The sequence below is a fragment of the Proteus mirabilis HI4320 genome (assembly GCF_000069965.1).
Taxonomy (GTDB): domain Bacteria; phylum Pseudomonadota; class Gammaproteobacteria; order Enterobacterales; family Enterobacteriaceae; genus Proteus; species Proteus mirabilis.
Genome location: NC_010554.1, coordinates 573,024 through 593,266, shown reverse-complemented (window position 1 = coordinate 593,266; position 20,243 = coordinate 573,024). Strand labels below are relative to the sequence as shown.

Sequence of the window (20,243 nt, the reverse complement as noted above, 5' to 3'; positions counted from 1 at the left end):
ATCACCGTTCACCTTTAAGTTTTTTTGTTAGTTTTTTTAACTCAATCTTTTCTGAATCAGTTAAACTAATTTTTATTGCTTTTGGATACGCCATAACTAAATAGATAACTTCCTTAGTCGCTAAAAAATAAATAACTCTAGTCCCCCCACTTTTACCTTTGTTACCTACAGCCATTCTTATTTTGCGTAATCCACCTGTTCCTTTAATTAAGTCGCCTTTATCAGGTTTACTGATAAGTTCATTTTGAAGTATTCTTATTTCTTTATCTGTAGCCAATAGTTTGATTTGCTGAGTAAATATTGAGGTTTCAATAAATTCTATAGCATGACTCATTAAGTTCCCTTTCTAATCCATCATTTAAAAGTGTACAATGTACACCACCTAAATTCAAGATTAAATACGAGTTCGCATACTATAAAGAATTTTCTTGAAAAAATTCTTCTATTTATATTAAGAGGGAATAATTTGAATTAAGACATATTTATTTCTTCACCACTTCGCCTTTGCCACGTAAGGTTTCAGTTAACCCTTTCAAAAAGTATCTCACCAGTTGATCGCCACAGTTACGGTAGTTTTTATGTCCTAGCTTACGAAATATCGCGCTAAGCTCAGGCTTAGAAACGCGAAAATCCGTTAACAAAGCAAACTAATACTTTATTGAATTACGGTTATAGTAAATAATTTCGCGAGTGAATGATAAAAAAGAGAAAATCAAAACAAGAAAAGGGAGATAAGGTATCCAATAATGCTATATCAGCACTAAAGGATATATGACTGGACAATATATTTGGTAATAAGTAATGAAATATTTATTTAGGAAAATCAACAAAATCAACATCTATTGAATGATGAATAAGACGAGTAATAAATAAGGTATCATTTTTTGGTAGATAATAAATTGAATGTTTTTTAAACTCAAATCGTCTCATACCATTACACACCCAATTACATTCTCGTCCAATCCAAGGTGCTTTAGCTAGTAGCTCAAATGTCTGTTTTAAATCATTATGATATTTTTTTGCCTGAGTTACTCCAAATTGTTGAATAGTATAACGAGCAATTTGGTAAATATCTTCTTCTGCTAATTTAGAAAGTTTATACATTTAAGTCCTTTTCAGCTCTTGCAAAAATATCATCCATGTCATTTTTACTTTCTAGTGAATTCACACCATCTAGTACCATTTTACGAACCAATTGGAGTCGTTCTTCTCTGATTTCCATCATACGCAAAGCATCTCTAATAACCTCAGAGGTATTTCCATAACGCCCTGAATTAATCATTGAGCCCACAAAATCATTGAAGTGTTCACCTAAAGTTACACTCGTTACTCGTGCCATAACCCCTTCCTACATTGTATTACTTAGTAATACTACATTAGCAATAAATTTATTCATTTGCCAGTTAATACCATAAAAAAATACCCCAAATCAGAAAATCAATTTTGGGGTATCATTCAGTAACTAGATAATTTTATAGCATAAAATACTCTAATTTTATTTCTTCACCGCTTTGCCTTTGCCACGTAAGGTTTCAGTTAACCCTTTCAGAAAGTATCTCACCAGTTGATCGCCACAGTTACGGTAGTTTTTATGTCCTGGCTTACGAAATATCGCGCTAAGTTCAGGCTTAGAAACGCGAAAATCCGCTAGTTCATAAATGTTAATCATATCCATGTCTTTTAATTCAAAGGCAACACGTAATTTCTTTAAAATAATATTGTTGGTTATCCGTTTTTCGACTTCTGGAGTAGGATATTTTTCATCTTTACCACGACGATAAAAGATAAGCCCATTTAAAAAATGTCCCAAGGCCATATCATCACACTCAACAAAGGCAGGATCATCGTCTTTTTTTAACCACTGATTGACTTGCTCTTTAGTCGCTGTGAAATCCGCCAGTTTCATTATATCAACAATATGACCATCGCTAAGATCTAACATATAACGCACACTGCGTAACACATAATTATTTTGCATTGATTATCCGCTCTTTATTCAATTCTAAATCAATCATCAATGATGGATATCAATGTTGTGATCTAAAAGTTATTATGATTAAAAAAATACACTCCACCTATAGGTAGAGTGTATTCTATTTGGTAATAAATAAATTATACGACTAAGTTATTTAGTTTATTGTTTACTGGCAAAAACATTATTAACAATTTCAATGGCTTCTTTTTCAATTAATTCGCGATGCTCAGAGCCACGGAAGCTTTCACAATAAATTTTGTACGCTTCTTCTGTCCCAGAAGGACGAGCAGCAAACCAACCATAATCGGTCATCACTTTTAAACCACCAATAGCAGCACCATTTCCAGATGCGTGAGTTAAACGCGCAGTAATAGGATCACCTGCTAAGGTATTTGCGGTGACCATTTCTGGTGATAATCGTGACAATAACGCTTTTTGCTCATGAGTTGCAGATGCTTGTATACGATTATAGCTTGGAGAGCCAAAACGTTGCGCTAACTCGTTATAATGTTGTTGTGGATCTTTACCTGTTACTGCTTTTATTTCAGCAGCCAGTAAACATAAGATAATACCATCTTTATCTGTTGACCACGGTTTACCATTAAAACGTAAGAATGATGCCCCCGCACTCTCTTCACCACCAAACCCAAACTCGCCACTGAATAGACCTTGCACAAACCATTTAAAGCCGACAGGTACTTCAACAAGTTCACGACCTAAATCAGCCACGACTCGGTCAATCATCGCGCTAGAGACGAGTGTTTTACCCACTTTTACCTCATTTGACCACTGAGGACGATGGCGAAAAAGATAATTAATCGCTGCCGCTAAATAGTGGTTAGGATTCATCAAGCCCGAAGGTGTGACAATACCATGGCGATCGTAATCAGGGTCATTGGCGAAAGCTAAGTCAAATTTATCACGCAGTTGCAATAAACCTTCCATTGCCCAAGGTGATGAGCAATCCATACGGATCACACCATCATGATCTAATGTCATAAAGCGGAAAGTTTGATCCACCTGATCGTTTACCAACTCAAGATCAAGTTCGTAATATTCACCTATGCGTTTCCAGTATTCAATTCCTGAACCACCCAGTGGATCGACACCTAATTTCAAACCCGCTTTTTTAATTGCCTTCATATCAACAACGTCACCTAACGCTTTAACATAAGGCATAATTAAATCTTGCTCGTGAATATAACCACTCGCTAATGCATCATCATAAGAAAGACGTTTAACCCCCGATAAATTATTTTTCAATAATTCATTGGCGCGTTTTTCAATCACAGAGGTTAAATCAGTATCAGCAGGCCCACCATTTGATGGATTGTATTTTATCCCCCCATCTTCAGGAGGATTATGTGATGGTGTAATGACGATACCATCAGCAATGTCTTGGTGCCCTTGATTGTAAGTTAAAATAGAGAAGGAAACGCTAGGCGTTGGGGTATAACCATTATTCTCTTGAATAATCACGTTAACTTTATTTGCAGCAAGCACTTCTAAAACCGAAATAAAAGCAGGCTCAGATAATGCATGGGTATCTTTACCTACATAGCAAGGCCCCGTTACACCATTATTAGCTCGGACTTCAGCAATAGCTTGAGCAATTGCTAGAATATGTGCTTCATTAAAGCTATGACGTTTGGCACTGCCTCGGTGACCCGATGTACCAAATTTCACACGATGAGCATTCTGATTTGCTTGCGGTTTTAGTGAATAATATTGTGCGGTTAATTGCGCTACATTAATCAGATCGCTTTGACGAGTATGTTGCCCAGCTCTTGAATGGATTGCCACAAATCTTCTCCTATTTTACATCACAATCATGCTTTAAACGAAAGCCTTTGCAATGCATCAATTAACAATAGTGTTTAGATAGTTCCACACACTTTATCAATCTCATTGGCAGGGAATTGCATATCCTGCATGATGCTTTGTACCATAGTTCTTTTACGCTCAGTATTTGAGTTGGTAATAACCCAAAATGGCGTACCGGGAATATGGCGAGGTTTTGTATGACGTCCACTGTCGAGCAATGTTTTTTCATCACCGGCAAAATAAATTCGCGTGCGTCCATGTACTGTTTCAGCAGATTGAGTAAAAGTAGCACTATCTAAGCTATATAATGTAGACAGGATCTGTAAAAAACGATCAACTGATTTTGTTTTCTCTGCATAACTATCAGATAACAGCAGTTCACGCATTTCACGGACCGGATTTTTTGCTGGTGCGACAGGCTTAAGATCAGCATCCTGTTTAACGACAGGCGCTTGTACTGACTCAGTGACAACGACTGGCTGTACGGGCTGTTTGGCATCAAGCTTCAATAGACGCCTTAAAATATCTGAAGCGCTTTCACCGATATGTCTAGTTTCGCTAGCGATATAGCGGTAAAGTTCGTCATCAATTTCTATCTTTTTCATTGCTACCCAGTACTATTTTCAAAAAAAAGTGACTAGGATTATAAGATATAATCTTTAAAAACAAAATAGGTAAAATTTCAATAACTTAAAGCGTATTCATTAAAGAATTAATCTTTTTAAACTTTAAGCTGGGTATTTATCCTATTGTTTCTATCTGTATCATCTTCTATTCTTTGAATTTATTGCCATAGAATAGAGTTGACATCTTCTTCAATGCCCTTTCACATCAGCAATTAAAATAATATAAAACTCTGACTTATCCTTATTGAGCTATATCAAAATTTTATCTTTCCCGTTAAGTTTGGAATAATAATCTATATTATTCTATTTTCTCAGAACATAATAAATTAAACTATCTCTTGTTAGCTTAACTTTATTTCATATTCCGAAAAAGACAACAAGTTGGCTAATATGATTGCACATGTCATCATAAGGAAAAAATAGACTTAATTTTGGTCATCAATATGAAACTCAATGCATTATTAAACTATCAAATACATCAACCAGAAACAGCAACGATAAACAATTTACCTATTGTGTTGATCCATGGGCTTTTTGGTGATCTCAATAATCTAGGCGTACTAGGTCGCGATCTACGTCAAGACCACACCGTGATACAAATTGATGTGCGCAACCATGGGCATTCTCCTCATAGTGAAAGTATGCACTATCACGATATGGCACAAGATGTATTAACCCTGCTTGATAGCTTAAATATCGCAAAAGCAATCGTTATAGGTCACTCAATGGGAGGGAAAATTGCAATGGCAATGACCGCTCTCGCACCTCTTCGCCTTGAACGTATCGTGGTTATTGATATGTCTCCTGTTGCTTATAATGTTCGTCGTCATGATAAAATTTTTGCAGCCCTTGAAGCTGTCACTAAAGCTCACGTCACACAACGTACAGAAGCTATTGCTATTATGCGCCCTTTTATTGAAGAAGACGGCGTTATCCAATTTCTGCTTAAATCATTTAAAAAAGGTGAATGGTTATTTAATTTACCCGCAATCAAACAGGCTTACCCCGATATTATTGGTTGGCAAGAAGTGCCTGCTTGGCATCATCCTGTTTTGTTTATACGTGGTGGACTATCCCCATATATTTTAGATGAATATCGCAATAATATTGCTCGCCAATTTCCACAAGCAACCGCCTTTGTTGTCGCCAATACAGGACATTGGGTGCATTCTGAAAAACCAGAAACAGTAATTAAGGCCATTCGTCGCTTCTTAGCCAAAACAGTATAATGTTCCTTTGTTGGTTATAAATCACCAGCAATACTATTTTATAGCGTACAATTATTGCTCTTAAATCTGTCATTGTTGATAAAAAGACCAAATGACAATAGGTTAAACACAGGAAGCAGTAGCGATACGCCGATATGTGGGGTATTATTGGGCGCTTCATATTGAGTCATTGGTATACGCCCTTTCACAGCAAAATTTATGGCAAAAGAACAAACTGATCGCACCACACTGGATTTGTTCGCAAATGAACGCAGACCTGGGCGACCTAAAACAAACCCGCTTTCTCGGGATGAACAGCTTAGAATTAATAAACGAAACCAATTACGACGCGATCGCGTCAATGGATTACGTCGGGTTGAGTTGAAATTAAATGAGGATGCTGTCAATGCGCTTAATGAGCTTGCGAGCGCAAAAAATGTCAGTCGTAGTGAGCTTATTGAAGAAATATTACTAGAACAACTCGCACAAACTTATGCGTTAAAAAAACATCAAAGCTAAAAAAATCAGCAGGAAAATCACACAAATTCGACAGAATTACCCTGCTCTTTTCGTCAAAATAGTGCTTTAGTTTTCAATGATGAAAACATGATGTTTATCTTTTACTGGTAATTGTTCAAAAATACAGACAAAGAGAATAAAAGAGGTTATCTCACTTTATGGCAATCATAGGAATATTCTTCGGCAGTGATACCGGCAACACTGAAAATATTGCCAAAATGCTTCAAGAAAGATTAGGCGCGGATAATGCCGAAGTTCATGATATCGCAAAATCCAGTCAAGAAGACATCGAAGCATTTGATATTCTATTACTAGGTATTCCTACCTGGTATTATGGTGAAGCACAATGCGATTGGGATGACTTTTTCCCAACATTAGAAGATATTGATTTCAACGGTAAACTTGTTGCTCTATTTGGTTGTGGTGACCAAGAAGACTATGCAGAATACTTCTGTGACGCAATGGGAACTATTCGTGATATCATTGAACCTCGTGGCGCAGTCATTGTGGGTCATTGGCCTACTGAAGGTTATCATTTTGAAGCATCTAAAGGTCTTGCTGATGATAATCACTTTATCGGCCTTGCGATTGATGAAGATCGCCAACCAGAATTAACTGAAGAGCGTGTTGACGCTTGGGTTGCTCAGATCAAAGAAGAGATGAGCCTTGACGAAATTCTGGGATAATATAAATTCTTAATATTGAGAATGATAATTATTCAATGGTGTGCTAAGATAGTGTGATAGGTGGGGTGTTTATTTTTTAATATCATGCCTATAATCATTAAGGTTATTAAATACCCTATGTATTAATGAATATATACAGTATTTTGTGAGCACATATTAAATTCACCATTAGCAACAGGATTAAATCCGCATGACCGACAATAATAAAGCGTTAAAAAATGCTGGGTTAAAAGTTACACTTCCTCGCTTAAAGATCTTGGAAGTGCTCCAGGATCCTGAGTGCCATCATGTCAGTGCTGAAGATCTCTATAAAAAACTGATCGATATCGGCGAAGAGATTGGTCTGGCAACAGTCTATCGCGTCTTAAACCAATTTGATGATGCTGGTATTGTTACCCGACATAATTTTGAAGGTGGTAAATCAGTATTTGAATTAACTCAACAACATCACCATGATCACTTAATTTGCCTTGATTGTGGTAAAGTTATCGAGTTTACTGACGATGCTATCGAAGTTCGTCAAAGAAATATCGCTGAACGCCATGGCATCAAACTTTCCAATCATAGCCTGTATTTATATGGTCACTGCGCCGCAGGTAATTGTAAAGAAGATAGCCACGCACATGATGAGAAGTAATCATTCTGGATAATATCTCAGTAAAAAAAGGAACTGCCCGCAGTTCCTTTTTTATTGGTAACGCTACTTAACCACACTAATACTATGCTTAATATGTTTTAGGTGTACTACGATAGTAAATGTAACAATGACCAATAGTGACCAAGATCCCCACTTCCCAGCATGCACAACAGACCACGCACCAATTTGATTTGGATATTGCCATACACCAAAGAACGTACCGAAATTCTCAGCAAGCCAAATAAAAAAACCTATCAGAACAAAAGCCAGTAACAGAGGCATCCGTCTCTCTGTATCATAAGGCGTAAAATAGACCACACTACGGGCATAAAGACCTAAAATAAATGCCGTTAAATACCAACGATAATCACCAATAAAATGATGAGAAAAGAAATTAATATAAATAGCGAGAGCAACCAAAGTTGCCATCCAATAAGGAGGATAATGTTCTATTCGAACTTTTAAAAAACGCCATGCTTGAATTAAATAACTCCCGACAGCAGAATACATAAACCCTGTAAATAAAGGCACTTCCCACAATTTTGTGTAAGCAAAATCAGGATATTTCCATGAGCCAATCGCTGCTGATGTTTTAAATAGCTCCATGACAAAACCTACAACATGAAAAAAACAAATTGCTTTTAATTCATCCCATGTTTCAAGTTTTCCCCATACCATCCATAATTGGAAAACAATAGCGAGAATAAGCAAAACATCATAACGCGGTATACCTAGCACTCCTTTACTAGGCGTCGCAAATAAAATAAAGAAGAAAAAACCAGCGAATAAGCAAGAACGTGCCTCTTTTACACCGAAAAAAAGAAACTCAACAATAAATCGATTTATACCTCTGAAAGGCTTTAATGGTGGCTCTAATAAGAAATCATCCAATCGTTTTAACATGCTTCTTCCTGAAAACCTGTATTATTCAATTGTATTAAATGCAGATTAATAAATATAAATAAAGAAAGGTAAAATAAGTTGCAAGAAATCTGCCATAAAATGAAAAAATGCACAAGAATGAAAAAGACTAAAAAAAAGGATATTAAAAAACATGAATACATTACTCTTTTTTATTTATCATATTTTTTATTGTTTTTTCTTTTTTATCATAATGTTAATTAGATTTTTTATTAAGGATAAAGCGTAATAAATACACTTTATCCTTATTGTTATTTAGAAAATCGTAAATGGCATGATCACATTGAATTTAACGTCTTTTTCATCTTGGAAGATATTACCAAAACCACCTTCATAGCTTGGTATATCGGAATGGTTATCATAACGAGTGTAGTGGAGTTTAAATAACGTACCTTTCGCTCTCCCCTCTTGAACGGTATACATGATGTCGGCATTCCATGCGCTTTCTCTAATACGTTTACTTTGGTCATAAATAGGGTTACTACTCGGTTTTGCATCCCAAGCATACACATAGGAAGTACCAATCGCCCAGCCCGGTAGATCCCAATTTTTTAGATCATACATCACTCCCGCGTATAATGCTTTTTCACCATTGGCGTTAAAATCAGAACGACCATCCCACCAGATATCTAAACGACCATTCGAGGTTGCCCATCCCGGCGTCATACGTTGTAAAAAGTAACCTTGGTTACCTTCTGCTTTAACCCAAGTACCTTCAACTTTAAAATCAAATACATTGTAGGTATAGCCTAAAGTGAATGCTTGTAACCATGCCAAACCATCATAAACATCGTTAATTCCCCCTCCGGTGACTTTATCTTTTGCACCGTAGAATTGATAAGAGGTTTTTAATGTATTATTTGCGATAGGGAAATCGTAAGAAACTTTGCCAAAATATTGATCAATATAACCATCAGCTTGGCCAAATGCGGCTTCTAATACTAAGCTATTTTTAAAATCATATTTGGCACCAAAAGAGTGTAAATAACTGATATTTGTCTCTAAGTCTGCCTTACGGAAATTGTACATATTCCGATACCACGGCGCTTTATATTCATCAGTCCACATATATGAGAAAGAGAGTTCACCATTTTTATCGAAATCAAATACAGCGCCCGCTTCTGCACCGCGATAAGTACCAGGTAAGAAACTCCAATGAGGACGTAATAATGTTTGCCCTTTAGGTTGAATATATCCACCTTGAGCCCAGAAATGGCCTAATTTAAATTTAGCAGCAGCTTTATAAATACTCACGCCACTGCGATCACCTGTCCATTTTTCATCCCAGCGACTTTTTGCATCACTAAATCCTATTTCATTAGGTGCAGCTGGCCCACTGTTGTTAAGTTCAACAGCACCAAAAGCAGCTAAATCAATACCAAAAAAATCACCCAGATAACCAGAAGAAAAATCAAGATTAGCGTTAAAGGTAGAGTGGTGTAAATTTGCTTTATATTTGCCGTAATCAGGACTGTTTGGTGTTAACTCTTTTCTATCACGGTCACGTTGCCAGTAATAGATCCCCCCTGTCAGGGTTGAGTCATCAATAAATCCTTCAGCATAAGACATTTTCGCAGGTAGTGCAGTTACAAGCAATGCGCCCATAACGGCAAGTGCCACCCTGCCTGGTTTAGCATGTTGCATAACCATAGCATTGTTTCCTCTTTGACTTTGACTAAAAAAGAAATAAGCACCAACGCCTATTTCCAAATATAAAACCCCAAATGGGGAAAAAACCTAAAATTAGGTTAACAACAGCTTATTTTTCGCGACGCGAATTATCAACCTAAAAAAAAGAATTTTTATCAAAATATGACCAAGGGCACATTACTTAATTACAGTTTCATATTTTTTCTTTAGTCAATGAGGGACAAGTAGAACGTAAATATTTTTTAATATATTGATATTAAAAAAGAAAATTATCACACCTAATATGATAATGTTTCGTTTTTATAGAAAAGAATTATTAGTCGCATTAATTAATAAACTTTTTTAGAAAAGAAAAATATGTGTCATGGTTCACATTTTTATTATTATAGACAAATTCAATATAATCATATGAAATAAAAGAAGAAGATGATGACAAAAGTTAATAATTTAACACAACGTAAATAAGAATTGATACAAATAATAGCTATAGAAACTCACATTAAAAAAATAAAAAATAATAATTATTGGTCAATAAAAACAAACTTATTTGATAAATAAAAAATGCTCGATAAATTATTATCGAGCATTTTATTAAGATGTGAGTTTAGTGATATTACACGCCACTAAAACAGAGCGTATTAACCTTGTTTCGAAATCTTCGCCCAAGTATCACGTAAACCAACAGTACGGTTAAAGACCAGTTTATCCGCTGTCGAAAGCTTATCAGCACAGAAGTAACCTTCACGCTCAAATTGATACGCTTTTTCAATAGCCGCATCTTTTAAGCTTGCTTCCACAAAACCTTGACGGATCACTAATGATTCAGGGTTAATGGTTGATAAGAAATCCTCTTCAGCACCAGGATTAGGTACGCTAAATAAACGATCATAAAGACGAATTTCTGCTGGAATAGCATGTGGAATGCTGACCCAGTGGATCACCCCTTTTACTTTACGACCATCAGCCGGATCTTTATTTAACGTCTGTGGATCGTAAGTACAATAAATGGTGGTTATTTCACCTTGTTCATCTTTTTCAACTCGTTCTGCTTTAATGACATAAGCATTACGCAGACGGACTTCTTTACCTAATACCAGACGTTTATATTGACGATTGGCTTCTTCTTTAAAGTCTGCACGATCAATATAAATTTCACGGCTAAATGGTACTTCACGAGTTCCCATTTCTGGTTTATTTGGGTGATTTGGCGCAGTTAAAATCTCTTCACCTTCTGGCATATTTTCAATCACTAAACGTACCGGATCGATAACAGCCATTGCACGAGGTGCGTTTTCGTTTAAATCATCACGAATACAAGCTTCTAATGATGCCATTTCCACGTTGTTATCTTGTTTGGTCACACCAATACGTTGACAGAATTCGCGGATTGACTCAGCCGTATAACCACGACGACGTAAGCCAGAAATTGTCGGCATACGCGGATCATCCCAACCATCAACAATATTTTCTGTCACAAGCTGATTTAGCTTGCGCTTAGACATGACGGTATATTCAAGATTAAGACGTGAGAACTCATATTGACGAGGGTGGCAAGGAATAGTGATATTATCCAACACCCAATCATATAAACGACGGTTATCTTGGAATTCCAAAGTACATAAAGAATGTGTGATATTTTCCAATGCATCAGAAATACAATGGGTAAAATCATACATTGGATAAATGCACCATTTGTTACCTGTTTGATGGTGTTCAGCGAATTTGATCCGGTAAAGAACAGGATCACGCATGACAATAAATGGTGATGCCATGTCAATTTTCGCACGTAGGCACGCTTTCCCCTCTTCAAAGCCACCCGCACGCATTTTTTCAAATAGCGCTAAGTTTTCTTCTACACTACGAGAGCGATAAGGGCTATTTTTTCCTGGCTCTTTGAGTGTGCCACGATATTCACGAATTTCTTCAGCACTCAACTCATCAACATAAGCCAAGCCTTTGTTAATCAGCTCAATCGCATATTGATACAGTTGATCAAAATAGTCAGAGGAGTAATGAACGTTACCATCCCATTGGAAACCTAACCACTGAACGTCTTTTTGAATCGAGTTGATATATTCAACATCTTCTTTTACTGGATTCGTATCATCAAAACGTAAATTACATTTACCTTGATAATCTTGTGCAATACCAAAATTTAAGCAAATTGATTTTGCATGGCCAATATGAAGATAGCCATTAGGTTCAGGAGGGAAACGGGTATGGACACTATTATGTTTCCCGGTAGCCAGATCTTCGTCAATAATTTGACGAATAAAGTTCGTTGGGCGGGCATCTGCCTCATTCATGGTCATTTTTTCCTCAAAGCAAAACGCATATTGACCTACTATAATCCAATAAGCAGACTTAAATCAAGCTATTGTTTTAAAATCAATTATTTACAATTTAACCATGATATAATTAATAAGAAAAAACACGACAAAACATGACAATACCAGACAAATAAATCAATATATTACAAGTTTTAGTGAGTGTGTTTTCTGTTAAATTCTCCCACCCTGCTATACTCTCCAAAAACTAACCGGATCCGTTATGAACCTCGCAAACTTATCTCAAGAAGAAAAAGACAAAATCAATGTCGATTTGGCTGCTTCAGGTGTCGCATATAAAGAACGGCTCAACATGCCAATTGTTGCGTCCGAAGTTGAACGACAACAACCAGCACATTTATGAATGTATTTTAATAAAGGGTTAGTGTTTTATAGTGAAAAAAATAAGAAGTTGCTACATGGGAATTCTGCACCATATCTGAAAGAGCTAAGCAATTTGATTTATATTAAAACTCAAGTTTTGACTAATAACCTTCTCATATATATATCATCAATCATTGATATAACACATTGAACAACAATAACAAGATCGATTTTAACGATCATTTCACCAACCATTAATAGGTCGTAACTATCAAAATCAACGCCATCGATCGAAAAAACCATCTTTACTTAAGTGATATTTGAAATAATAATTTCAATTATTTATTTTTATATTTGCTACATCACCATTAAAAAACTTAATATCTTTATTATTTATATAATCTACAAATATAAACCTCACTATAAACTCTATTTAATAGGATTATATATATTTTATTATTCAATAATACTTTTCATTTTTTTGAAAAACAAAAAATAACTTAACTTTAATTTAAAATAGGAATCATAAATATATGAAAAGAAAAGTTATAGCACTAGCTACTATTCTTTCTGCTGCATTTGCTGGCTCATCTATGGCGTATGACGGAACAATTACATTTACAGGTAAAGTTGTTGATCAAACATGTTCTGTTGATACCCAATCAAAAAATTTAGCTGTTATTTTGCCGACTGTTTCAGTCGCAACATTAAATAATGTAGCAACAACAGCAGGCTTAACTCCATTTACAATTAAGTTAACTGGTTGTTCCACAGATAAAGATGGTGCTAAAAACGTTAAAGTATATTTTGAACCATCCGCTGATACTGATTTAACTACACATAATTTAAAAAATACAGCAACAGGAACTAAAGCGAATAATGTTCAAGTTCAATTACTTAACTCAGATGCAGCAACAACAATTCAGTTAGGTACTGATGTTAACTCACAAAATGTTCAGGAAGTACAAATCGACAATGCTGATGTAAACCTTCCATATTTTGCTCAATATTATGCAACCGGATCATCTACCGCTGGGGATGTAAAAGCAACCGTTCATTACACCATTGCCTATGAGTAAGGTTTATTGGATTGCTTTTATTTTACGGGGCAGAAAAAACTGCCCCATTTCCTTCTAGAGGTATTATGTTAAAGTTCATTCTTATTTTCTTGACTCTGTTTGTATCCACAGTGGCTCAAGCCAGTGTGGTTATTATGGGGACCCGCGTTGTTTATCCCGCAACGCAAAAAAGCATTAATGTTCAATTAAATAATAACGATGAATCCCCCGCATTAATTCAGTCTTGGTTAGATACCGGAAACGCAGCTGCAGCACCAGATTCAATTCACGTTCCTTTTATCATTACTCCTCCCATATTTCGTATGGAGCCGAAATCAGGGCAAACCATCCGGATTGTCTATACCGGTGAATCATTACCACAAGATAGAGAGTCTCTTTTCTATCTAAATGTCTTAGACATTCCAGCAAAACCTAAAGTGGAAGAAAATTCAGAAAACTCAGAGGGAAATAACAATTACTTACAATTAGCCGTTCGTAGTCGCATTAAGTTTTTCTTTCGCCCTGATAATCTCAACGTAACGCCTGATGATGCTTACCAAAAAGTGACTTGGCATCAGGAAGGAGCACTACGCATTAAAGCGATTAACCCAACACCTTATTACATCACTTACAACAAAATCTCAGTGGGTCAGGATAAACAGCTAACGCCTGTTGAACAAAGTGGGATGATAGCTCCTTTTTCTTCAAAAATATTTTCACTTAAAGAGAAGCCAACATTAACAAATAAAGTCACTTGGGTTGTTGTTAATGATTATGGTGGATACCAACAAGGTGAATCTACTTTGGAATAAGGTAATATAATGAATTTTAATAATCGGTTACACCTCATTTCTTATCGTTATTCTCTTCCGTTTTGTGTTGCTTTGGGGATTGGGGTGATAACAATTTCTTCATTCGCTGCTGAAGAAGCTGAATTTGATCCTAGCTTTTTGCATTCAGTGCAAGGAAAGAATGCGATTGATATACGTCGCTTTAATTATGGCAACCCTATTCCTGAGGGCAAGTATTACGCTGATATCTATCTCAATAATGAATGGAAAGGAAAAGCTAATGTACAGTATTTATATACTGACAATGCGAATACGTCGACGTTATGTCTAACGCCGGAATTACTTTCATTAATTGATGTCGTCAAAGGCACTGTTCCTGAAAACAGTTATAAAGCCACTTGTTATCCCGCCTCAGAAGGACTCCCCTCAGCAAAATTTCATTTTGATTTATCCACTTTAAAGCTGAATATAGAAATTCCTCAGGCACAAGTGAATACTCGACCTCGAGGATATATTGCCCCTGCACAGTGGCAAAGTGGAGTCCCTGCCGCATTTGTCAACTATGATGTTAACTATTATCAATACAATACTCCGGATATAAATAATGAGCAGACTTACCTTGGGTTAAAAGCGGGACTCAATTTATGGGGATGGGCTTTTCGTCACCGTGGTGGTGAAAGCTGGAATAATGGTCATTCTACCGGATATCAGAATATCGAAACAAATGTGACGCATGATATTGCTCGGTTACGGGCACAATTCACATTAGGTGATTTTTATACGAATGGCGAGTTAATGGATAGCCTTAGCTTACGGGGAATTCGATTAGCATCGGATGAACGAATGTTACCCAACTCTTTACGTGGCTACGCTCCGATCGTGCGAGGCATTGCTAATAGTAATGCTAAAGTTACGATTTATCAAAATGCTCACATCCTTTATGAAACAACTGTGCCTGCTGGCCCCTTTGTCATTAATGATTTGTATCCCAGTGGATATGCTGGCGACCTTCTTGTGCAAATAACCGAATCTAATGGACAAACAAGAACATTTACGGTTCCTTTTGCTTCTGTTGCCCAACTTATTCGTCCCGGATTTAGCCGTTGGCAAATGTCAGTGGGACGCTATCGTTATGCAAATGAGACATATCATGATTTAATTGCACAAGGCACATATCAATATGGTTTGACAAATGATATCACTTTAAATAGTGGACTGACCACAAGCTCAAAATATACCGCAGGATTGGCTGGTGTTGCTTTTAACACGCCGATTGGGGCAATTGCATCTGACATTACATTGTCCAGAACAACATTTAATCACTCTAACGTAACGCGTAAAGGCTACAGTTTACATACTAGCTATAGCGTCAATATTCCGACCACGAGTACAAATATCACGTTAGCAGCCTATCGTTATTCATCTAAAGATTTTTACCATTTGAAAGATGCGCTATTGGCTAATCACAGTGAATTTATTGATGATGTTTCCATAAAAAGTGCCGCATTTTATCGCCCTAAAAATCAATTCCAAGTTTCAATTAATCAAGAATTAGGTGAAAAATGGGGAAATATATTTTTAACTGGTACCACTTATAATTACTGGGAGCATAAAGGAAGTCGTAATGAGTATCAGATGGGATATAGCCATTTTTGGAAAAAACTTGGTTATCAGATTGGCTTTTCTCAATCACGAGATAATGAGCAACAACACCGAGATGACAGATTTTATGTGAACTTTACGCTTCCTTTGGGAGAGCGTGTTCAAAGCCCCATTTTTTCTACTGTCTTAAATTATAATAAAGGCGAGAAAAACAGCATTCAAACATCCATCAGCGGTATCGCTGGGGAAGATAATCAATTCTCTTATGGTATTTCAGGTAATAGTCAGGAAAGTGGACCTTCCGGCTATGCGATGAATGGAGGCTATCGTTCACCTTATGTAAATGTAACCGCAACCGTCGGGCAAGATACTCAACATAATCGTCAAATGTCATTGGGTGCGTCGGGGGCCGTTGTCGTACATCCTTATGGAGTGACGTTAAGTAATGATTTAAGTGATACTTTTACCATTATCCATGCAAAAGGAGCACAAGGTGCGGTCATTAATAATGCACCAGGTAGCCGATTAGATTTTTGGGGAAATGGTATTGTGCCTTATGTCACGCCTTATGAAAAAAATCAAATTAGCATCGACCCCACTAATTTGGATTTGAATGTTGAGTTATCAGCAACAGAACAAGAAATCATTCCTCGCGCTAATAGTGCCACGTTAGTGACATTTAATACTCAAACAGGGAGAAGCCTACTATTTGATATTCGAATGCCAGATGGTAGTACTCCTCCAATGGCTTCCGAGGTTTTGGATGAGCATAAGCAGTTAGTCGGATATGTGGCTCAAGCTGGACGCTTATTTACCCGCGGTCTTCCTAAACAAGGTCAACTTGATGTGATATGGGGACCAAATCATGACGATAAATGCTCATTTACATATCATGCGACACGCAATGAAACTGACATGCGACCTCAAACCATTCCTGTTCAGTGTATACCGCACTCTAATTAGGAACAAACCATGAAAAGAATCTTTGTCATATTATTTCTTTTAACTCTATTCCCTAGTCTAGCTGTTGCTGGTGCAAATGACTACGTACCGTCTCCAATAACAATCAACACATCTACCCTCCCTGTTGTTGTTATTGGTCCTGCTGATGCCCATACTTACCCACGAGTGATAGGGGAACTCACCGGAACAAGTAATCAATATATATTTAACGGCGGTAGTTTAATAGCATTAATGCGTGGAAAATTTACTCCTACATTACCTAAAATAGGCAAAATCACATATAACTTTCGCCAAGGAAATAACACTCAATCTTCCGATTTCGATATATTTGATACTGGAGTTCCAGGGCTAGGTATTATTATTGGTATGGCGGGCTATTGGCCTGCAACGCCATTGGTTCCCATAAACAGCTCAAGTATATATATTGATCCTGTTGCCGCCAATACAAATCCAAATGCTTATAATGGTGCAACTGGAAGTTTTGGTGCTCGTTTATATGTTGCTTTTGTCGCAACAGGACGATTACCTAATGGGTATGTAACGATACCAACCAAACAACTGGGCCATATTTTATTGGAATCTAATCGGGCAAGTTTGAATAATAAAAGATTAACAGCTCCTGTTATGTTAAATGGAGGGCGCATCCAAGTGCAAAGCCAAACATGCTCGATGAATCAAAAGAATTATGTTGTTCCATTAAATACTGTCTATCAATCCCAGTTCACGTCTTTGTATAAAGAAGTGCAAGGAGGGGAAGTTAATATACAACTTCAATGCCAAGACGGTATTGATGTTTATGCTACATTAAATGATGCGACCCAACATGGGAATCGTTCTGATATATTAACATTAGCAACGGATTCTACGGCAAAAGGCGTTGGGCTAAGATTATATAAAAATAATGAAGTAACTGCGATTAGTTATGGTTCAGACACTCCTAACAAAGGAAATCAAAATCAATGGCATTTTTCAAATTATAGAGGAGAGATAAATCCACGTATAAAATTAAAAGCTAATTATATAAAAACAGAAAATACTATTACGCCAGGAAGTGTAAAAGCAGTAGCAACGATTACTTTTTCATATCAATAAAAATTAATTGAGTTTTATAAGTAGAGTAAAATGCTTTTATAACAAATGCTTTTTACTCTGTTAAACTTAAAAATCTGTTTATTGTTGGAGAATGAAGTTCATGAGTACAATTAATTCCATTATTGCTTATAGAATAATGCAAAAAAGAAAAGAATTAGGGATGACAGGGAGGGAAATAGCCCATTCATTGGAAATAAGTCAACAGCACTATTCACGTATAGAGAATGGACATACCAAAATAACAGTAGAACATTTATTCTCTATCGCGTTTATTTTAGGTGTCAAACCTAAAGAACTATTGCCTAATTATAAATTTTCAAATGAAAAAGAAATGATTAAAGCAAAACAATCATTATCAGCAGAAAGCATTATGCCAATAAAGAAAAGCGACATGTATCCCACATAAATATAGACAGGTATTCATTTTATTAAAAATAATGTGAACCATTAAGGACATAAAAGGGAATACGTTGCTCTACATGATGTTGCCGATGAGCATCACGTATTCGTTCGCTCACAAAAATCTGTTTTCCCCGAAAACGAATCCCCGTATCCCCGTATTGCGCTTGGCCCAATCAATGTGGTCATCCTGATAAGATGCATTCACAAACTGACTGGTTGCACAGACTAAAGGCAAGCTATATGGAGTCTCTACACTCCCCTTCCGTAATAACAATGCCATTGATTGTCCTCGGGTAAAAGGCAGATAGTCCGTATTAAAGACCCGTGCTCCATCTTCACTGTACAGTGATAACCCCCAACGTTTCTTCGGGGTCAAAACCATTCCTGAAACGAATACACACACATAAATGTCTGTTTGGGCTGAACTGTATAATTGCTTTTTATGCGCTAAATAGCTCACTTCCGCTTGAGGGTTGGTGGTATGATAAAACACAACACACTTATCTAAATGCGATAATATTGTCGGCAAAGACCAATAGCGCCCGCCTTTAAGGTGGATTTTTGTCGAAACACACAATAAGCCATTTGTGTATTACGTGTAATCGCACTTCGAAATCCCTGAAAGGTCCACACCACTTTTATCTAACTTTTTACTAATATCCCCCAGCACTTTTTTAACACCATCGAGCGTAACTCGTTGCTCGTTTAAGAACTACGTAATATCTGATGCAATAGCGGTCATACGATTATTAGCGTCGCTGTATGAGTTCGGCTCAGTGAGATTAATGCTGTAACTAGTGTTTTTTACGGTAAATGTAGCCGGTTGTGAAATGACTAATTCTGTATCGCTATTAACCCTGTCCACCATATAAATAAAATTAGCATTACCATTTTTAATTAAAATAATGGTACCTGTGCCAGAGACAATAGCAGACCCTGACACTGTGCTAACAGTGCCTGTTGTGTATATCATGATTTATTTCCTAAAATTTAGATACAAAAAAACCACATTAGTGCGGTATTTAATCTTCTAACATTGAAACGTCTATCATAAGCCCTTGTTCCATTAATCCAGAACCTTCTCGACTCGGAGGCATACTTATCCAGCCATCCTCTTCTCCTAAGAACTCGTATCGATACTCAAATGTTAACCCTCCCACATCATCAATCAAGACATAACGCTCGCTATATCTTTTGAATGTCCAAACTTCATCCCACGTGTCAGGGTCTATGTAGCTTCGTATGTTTGTATTATGAAAATACCCCATAGAGCGAGTCTTAATCATGCCATACCGATGACCACTTTTGCCTGCGATTCTTAATGAGCCTTTGCCAGCGCTCCCCGTATTGACATCATAATATTTCTCAAAGCAGACCAACTTAGCAAGAGATGAAAATTTCATTTTCCCTTGCTCATCATAAACTTCAAGACCAACTCCGTGTTGAGGTATGCTTACCTTGGAAATCGGAGCAACCATCCATTGGCTATTTAACGCATAGATTCTCGGATAGCTATCATGAGGGCCTGATGATGACGTTAGTTCATCAGGAGTTGCTTTTCTCAAAACACATATTGTTTCGAGTTTATCGGTTAATTGTATCAGCCTATTATTTGTGTAAATTTCTACACCAACCATT

At 36.7% G+C, this 20,243-nt stretch carries 21 protein-coding genes and 2 pseudogenes; 10 read left to right on the top strand and 13 right to left on the bottom strand.

Annotation, left to right across the window (positions count from 1 at the left end):
- Position 1: 1 nt before the first annotated feature.
- The 7 genes and pseudogenes from PMI_RS02720 to seqA all read right to left on the bottom strand — a co-directional run bounded on the left by PMI_RS02720 (position 2) and on the right by seqA (position 4,404).
- Positions 2 to 334, bottom strand: coding sequence for a type II toxin-antitoxin system RelE/ParE family toxin (locus PMI_RS02720; RefSeq protein WP_012367659.1), 333 nt, complete (start codon positions 332 to 334; stop codon positions 2 to 4).
- Positions 335 to 482: 148 nt separating this feature from the next.
- Positions 483 to 638 (bottom strand): annotated as a pseudogene (locus PMI_RS18840) (DUF1456 family protein); the annotation flags it as partial.
- A 172-nt stretch (positions 639 to 810) separates the two neighbouring features.
- Positions 811 to 1,104 carry a type II toxin-antitoxin system RelE/ParE family toxin gene (locus PMI_RS02715; RefSeq protein WP_004252213.1) on the bottom strand — a complete coding sequence of 98 codons (294 nt, stop codon included), beginning with the start codon at positions 1,102 to 1,104 and terminating at the stop codon, positions 811 to 813.
- Positions 1,097 to 1,339: a type II toxin-antitoxin system ParD family antitoxin gene (locus PMI_RS02710; RefSeq protein ID WP_004244397.1), complete on the bottom strand. Its 243-nt coding sequence runs from the start codon at positions 1,337 to 1,339 to the stop codon at positions 1,097 to 1,099. Before PMI_RS02710 ends, PMI_RS02715 begins: the two co-directional genes overlap by 8 nt.
- Positions 1,340 to 1,495: 156 nt before the next feature.
- Complete coding sequence (locus PMI_RS02705; RefSeq protein ID WP_012367657.1) at positions 1,496 to 1,978, bottom strand: YehS family protein; 483 nt, start codon at positions 1,976 to 1,978, stop codon at positions 1,496 to 1,498.
- A 156-nt stretch (positions 1,979 to 2,134) separates the two neighbouring features.
- Complete coding sequence (gene pgm, locus PMI_RS02700) at positions 2,135 to 3,778, bottom strand: phosphoglucomutase (alpha-D-glucose-1,6-bisphosphate-dependent) (protein WP_012367656.1); 1,644 nt, start codon at positions 3,776 to 3,778, stop codon at positions 2,135 to 2,137.
- 74 nt (positions 3,779 to 3,852) lie between these two features.
- Entirely contained in the window at positions 3,853 to 4,404 is a 552-nt protein-coding gene (seqA, locus tag PMI_RS02695) for a replication initiation negative regulator SeqA (protein WP_004244392.1), read from the bottom strand.
- Between the two features lie 464 nt (positions 4,405 to 4,868).
- Between seqA and ybfF the strand changes: the two genes are divergently transcribed.
- From ybfF to fur, 4 genes are all read left to right on the top strand, one after another.
- Positions 4,869 to 5,654 carry an esterase gene (gene ybfF, locus PMI_RS02690; protein WP_012367655.1) on the top strand — a complete coding sequence of 262 codons (786 nt, stop codon included), beginning with the start codon at positions 4,869 to 4,871 and terminating at the stop codon, positions 5,652 to 5,654.
- Between the two features lie 198 nt (positions 5,655 to 5,852).
- Positions 5,853 to 6,152: a LexA regulated protein gene (gene ybfE / locus PMI_RS02685; RefSeq protein ID WP_004244385.1), complete on the top strand. Its 300-nt coding sequence runs from the start codon at positions 5,853 to 5,855 to the stop codon at positions 6,150 to 6,152.
- 158 nt (positions 6,153 to 6,310) lie between these two features.
- Complete coding sequence (gene fldA, locus PMI_RS02680) at positions 6,311 to 6,838, top strand: flavodoxin FldA (protein ID WP_004244384.1); 528 nt, start codon at positions 6,311 to 6,313, stop codon at positions 6,836 to 6,838.
- 190 nt (positions 6,839 to 7,028) lie between these two features.
- On the top strand, positions 7,029 to 7,475 hold the full coding sequence (gene fur / locus PMI_RS02675) for a ferric iron uptake transcriptional regulator (RefSeq protein ID WP_004244382.1): 447 nt from the start codon (positions 7,029 to 7,031) through the stop codon (positions 7,473 to 7,475).
- 63 nt (positions 7,476 to 7,538) lie between these two features.
- Here fur and PMI_RS02670 read toward each other — a convergent pair whose 3' ends face one another.
- The 3 genes from PMI_RS02670 to glnS form a co-directional block, all read right to left on the bottom strand.
- The gene (locus PMI_RS02670; protein WP_012367654.1) at positions 7,539 to 8,378 is read right to left on the bottom strand and encodes a DUF817 domain-containing protein; all 840 of its coding nucleotides are present in this window, start codon (positions 8,376 to 8,378) and stop codon (positions 7,539 to 7,541) included.
- Positions 8,379 to 8,651: 273 nt separating this feature from the next.
- Complete coding sequence (gene chiP / locus PMI_RS02665) at positions 8,652 to 10,046, bottom strand: chitoporin ChiP (protein ID WP_004247531.1); 1,395 nt, start codon at positions 10,044 to 10,046, stop codon at positions 8,652 to 8,654.
- 638 nt (positions 10,047 to 10,684) lie between these two features.
- The gene (gene glnS / locus PMI_RS02660) at positions 10,685 to 12,352 is read right to left on the bottom strand and encodes a glutamine--tRNA ligase (protein ID WP_012367653.1); all 1,668 of its coding nucleotides are present in this window, start codon (positions 12,350 to 12,352) and stop codon (positions 10,685 to 10,687) included.
- A gap of 244 nt (positions 12,353 to 12,596) precedes the next feature.
- On the opposite strand from glnS, the pseudogene PMI_RS02655 reads away from it, so the two are divergent.
- The 6 genes and pseudogenes from PMI_RS02655 to PMI_RS02630 all read left to right on the top strand — a co-directional run.
- Positions 12,597 to 12,734: pseudogene (locus tag PMI_RS02655) on the top strand (DNA polymerase III subunit theta); the annotation flags it as partial.
- A gap of 496 nt (positions 12,735 to 13,230) precedes the next feature.
- Entirely contained in the window at positions 13,231 to 13,776 is a 546-nt protein-coding gene (ucaA, locus tag PMI_RS02650; protein WP_012367651.1) for a uroepithelial cell adherence major pilin UcaA, read from the top strand.
- Positions 13,777 to 13,841: 65 nt separating this feature from the next.
- The gene (locus PMI_RS02645; protein ID WP_012367650.1) at positions 13,842 to 14,567 is read left to right on the top strand and encodes a fimbrial biogenesis chaperone; all 726 of its coding nucleotides are present in this window, start codon (positions 13,842 to 13,844) and stop codon (positions 14,565 to 14,567) included.
- Positions 14,568 to 14,576: 9 nt separating this feature from the next.
- Positions 14,577 to 17,111, top strand: coding sequence for a fimbria/pilus outer membrane usher protein (locus PMI_RS02640; protein WP_012367649.1), 2,535 nt, complete (start codon positions 14,577 to 14,579; stop codon positions 17,109 to 17,111).
- 9 nt (positions 17,112 to 17,120) lie between these two features.
- Positions 17,121 to 18,203, top strand: coding sequence for a fimbrial protein (locus PMI_RS02635; protein ID WP_012367648.1), 1,083 nt, complete (start codon positions 17,121 to 17,123; stop codon positions 18,201 to 18,203).
- Between the two features lie 100 nt (positions 18,204 to 18,303).
- A complete protein-coding gene (locus PMI_RS02630) occupies positions 18,304 to 18,609 on the top strand; it encodes a helix-turn-helix domain-containing protein (RefSeq protein ID WP_012367647.1) in 306 nt (101 codons plus the stop codon).
- A gap of 108 nt (positions 18,610 to 18,717) precedes the next feature.
- On the opposite strand, the gene PMI_RS18835 is transcribed toward PMI_RS02630, so the two are convergent.
- From PMI_RS18835 to PMI_RS02620, 3 genes are all read right to left on the bottom strand, one after another.
- Positions 18,718 to 19,134 carry a hypothetical protein gene (locus tag PMI_RS18835; RefSeq protein WP_223302921.1) on the bottom strand — a complete coding sequence of 139 codons (417 nt, stop codon included), beginning with the start codon at positions 19,132 to 19,134 and terminating at the stop codon, positions 18,718 to 18,720.
- A 183-nt stretch (positions 19,135 to 19,317) separates the two neighbouring features.
- The gene (locus tag PMI_RS02625; RefSeq protein WP_004247524.1) at positions 19,318 to 19,578 is read right to left on the bottom strand and encodes a hypothetical protein; all 261 of its coding nucleotides are present in this window, start codon (positions 19,576 to 19,578) and stop codon (positions 19,318 to 19,320) included.
- Positions 19,579 to 19,627: 49 nt separating this feature from the next.
- Complete coding sequence (locus tag PMI_RS02620; RefSeq protein ID WP_012367646.1) at positions 19,628 to 20,242, bottom strand: hypothetical protein; 615 nt, start codon at positions 20,240 to 20,242, stop codon at positions 19,628 to 19,630.
- Position 20,243 lies beyond the last annotated feature (1 nt).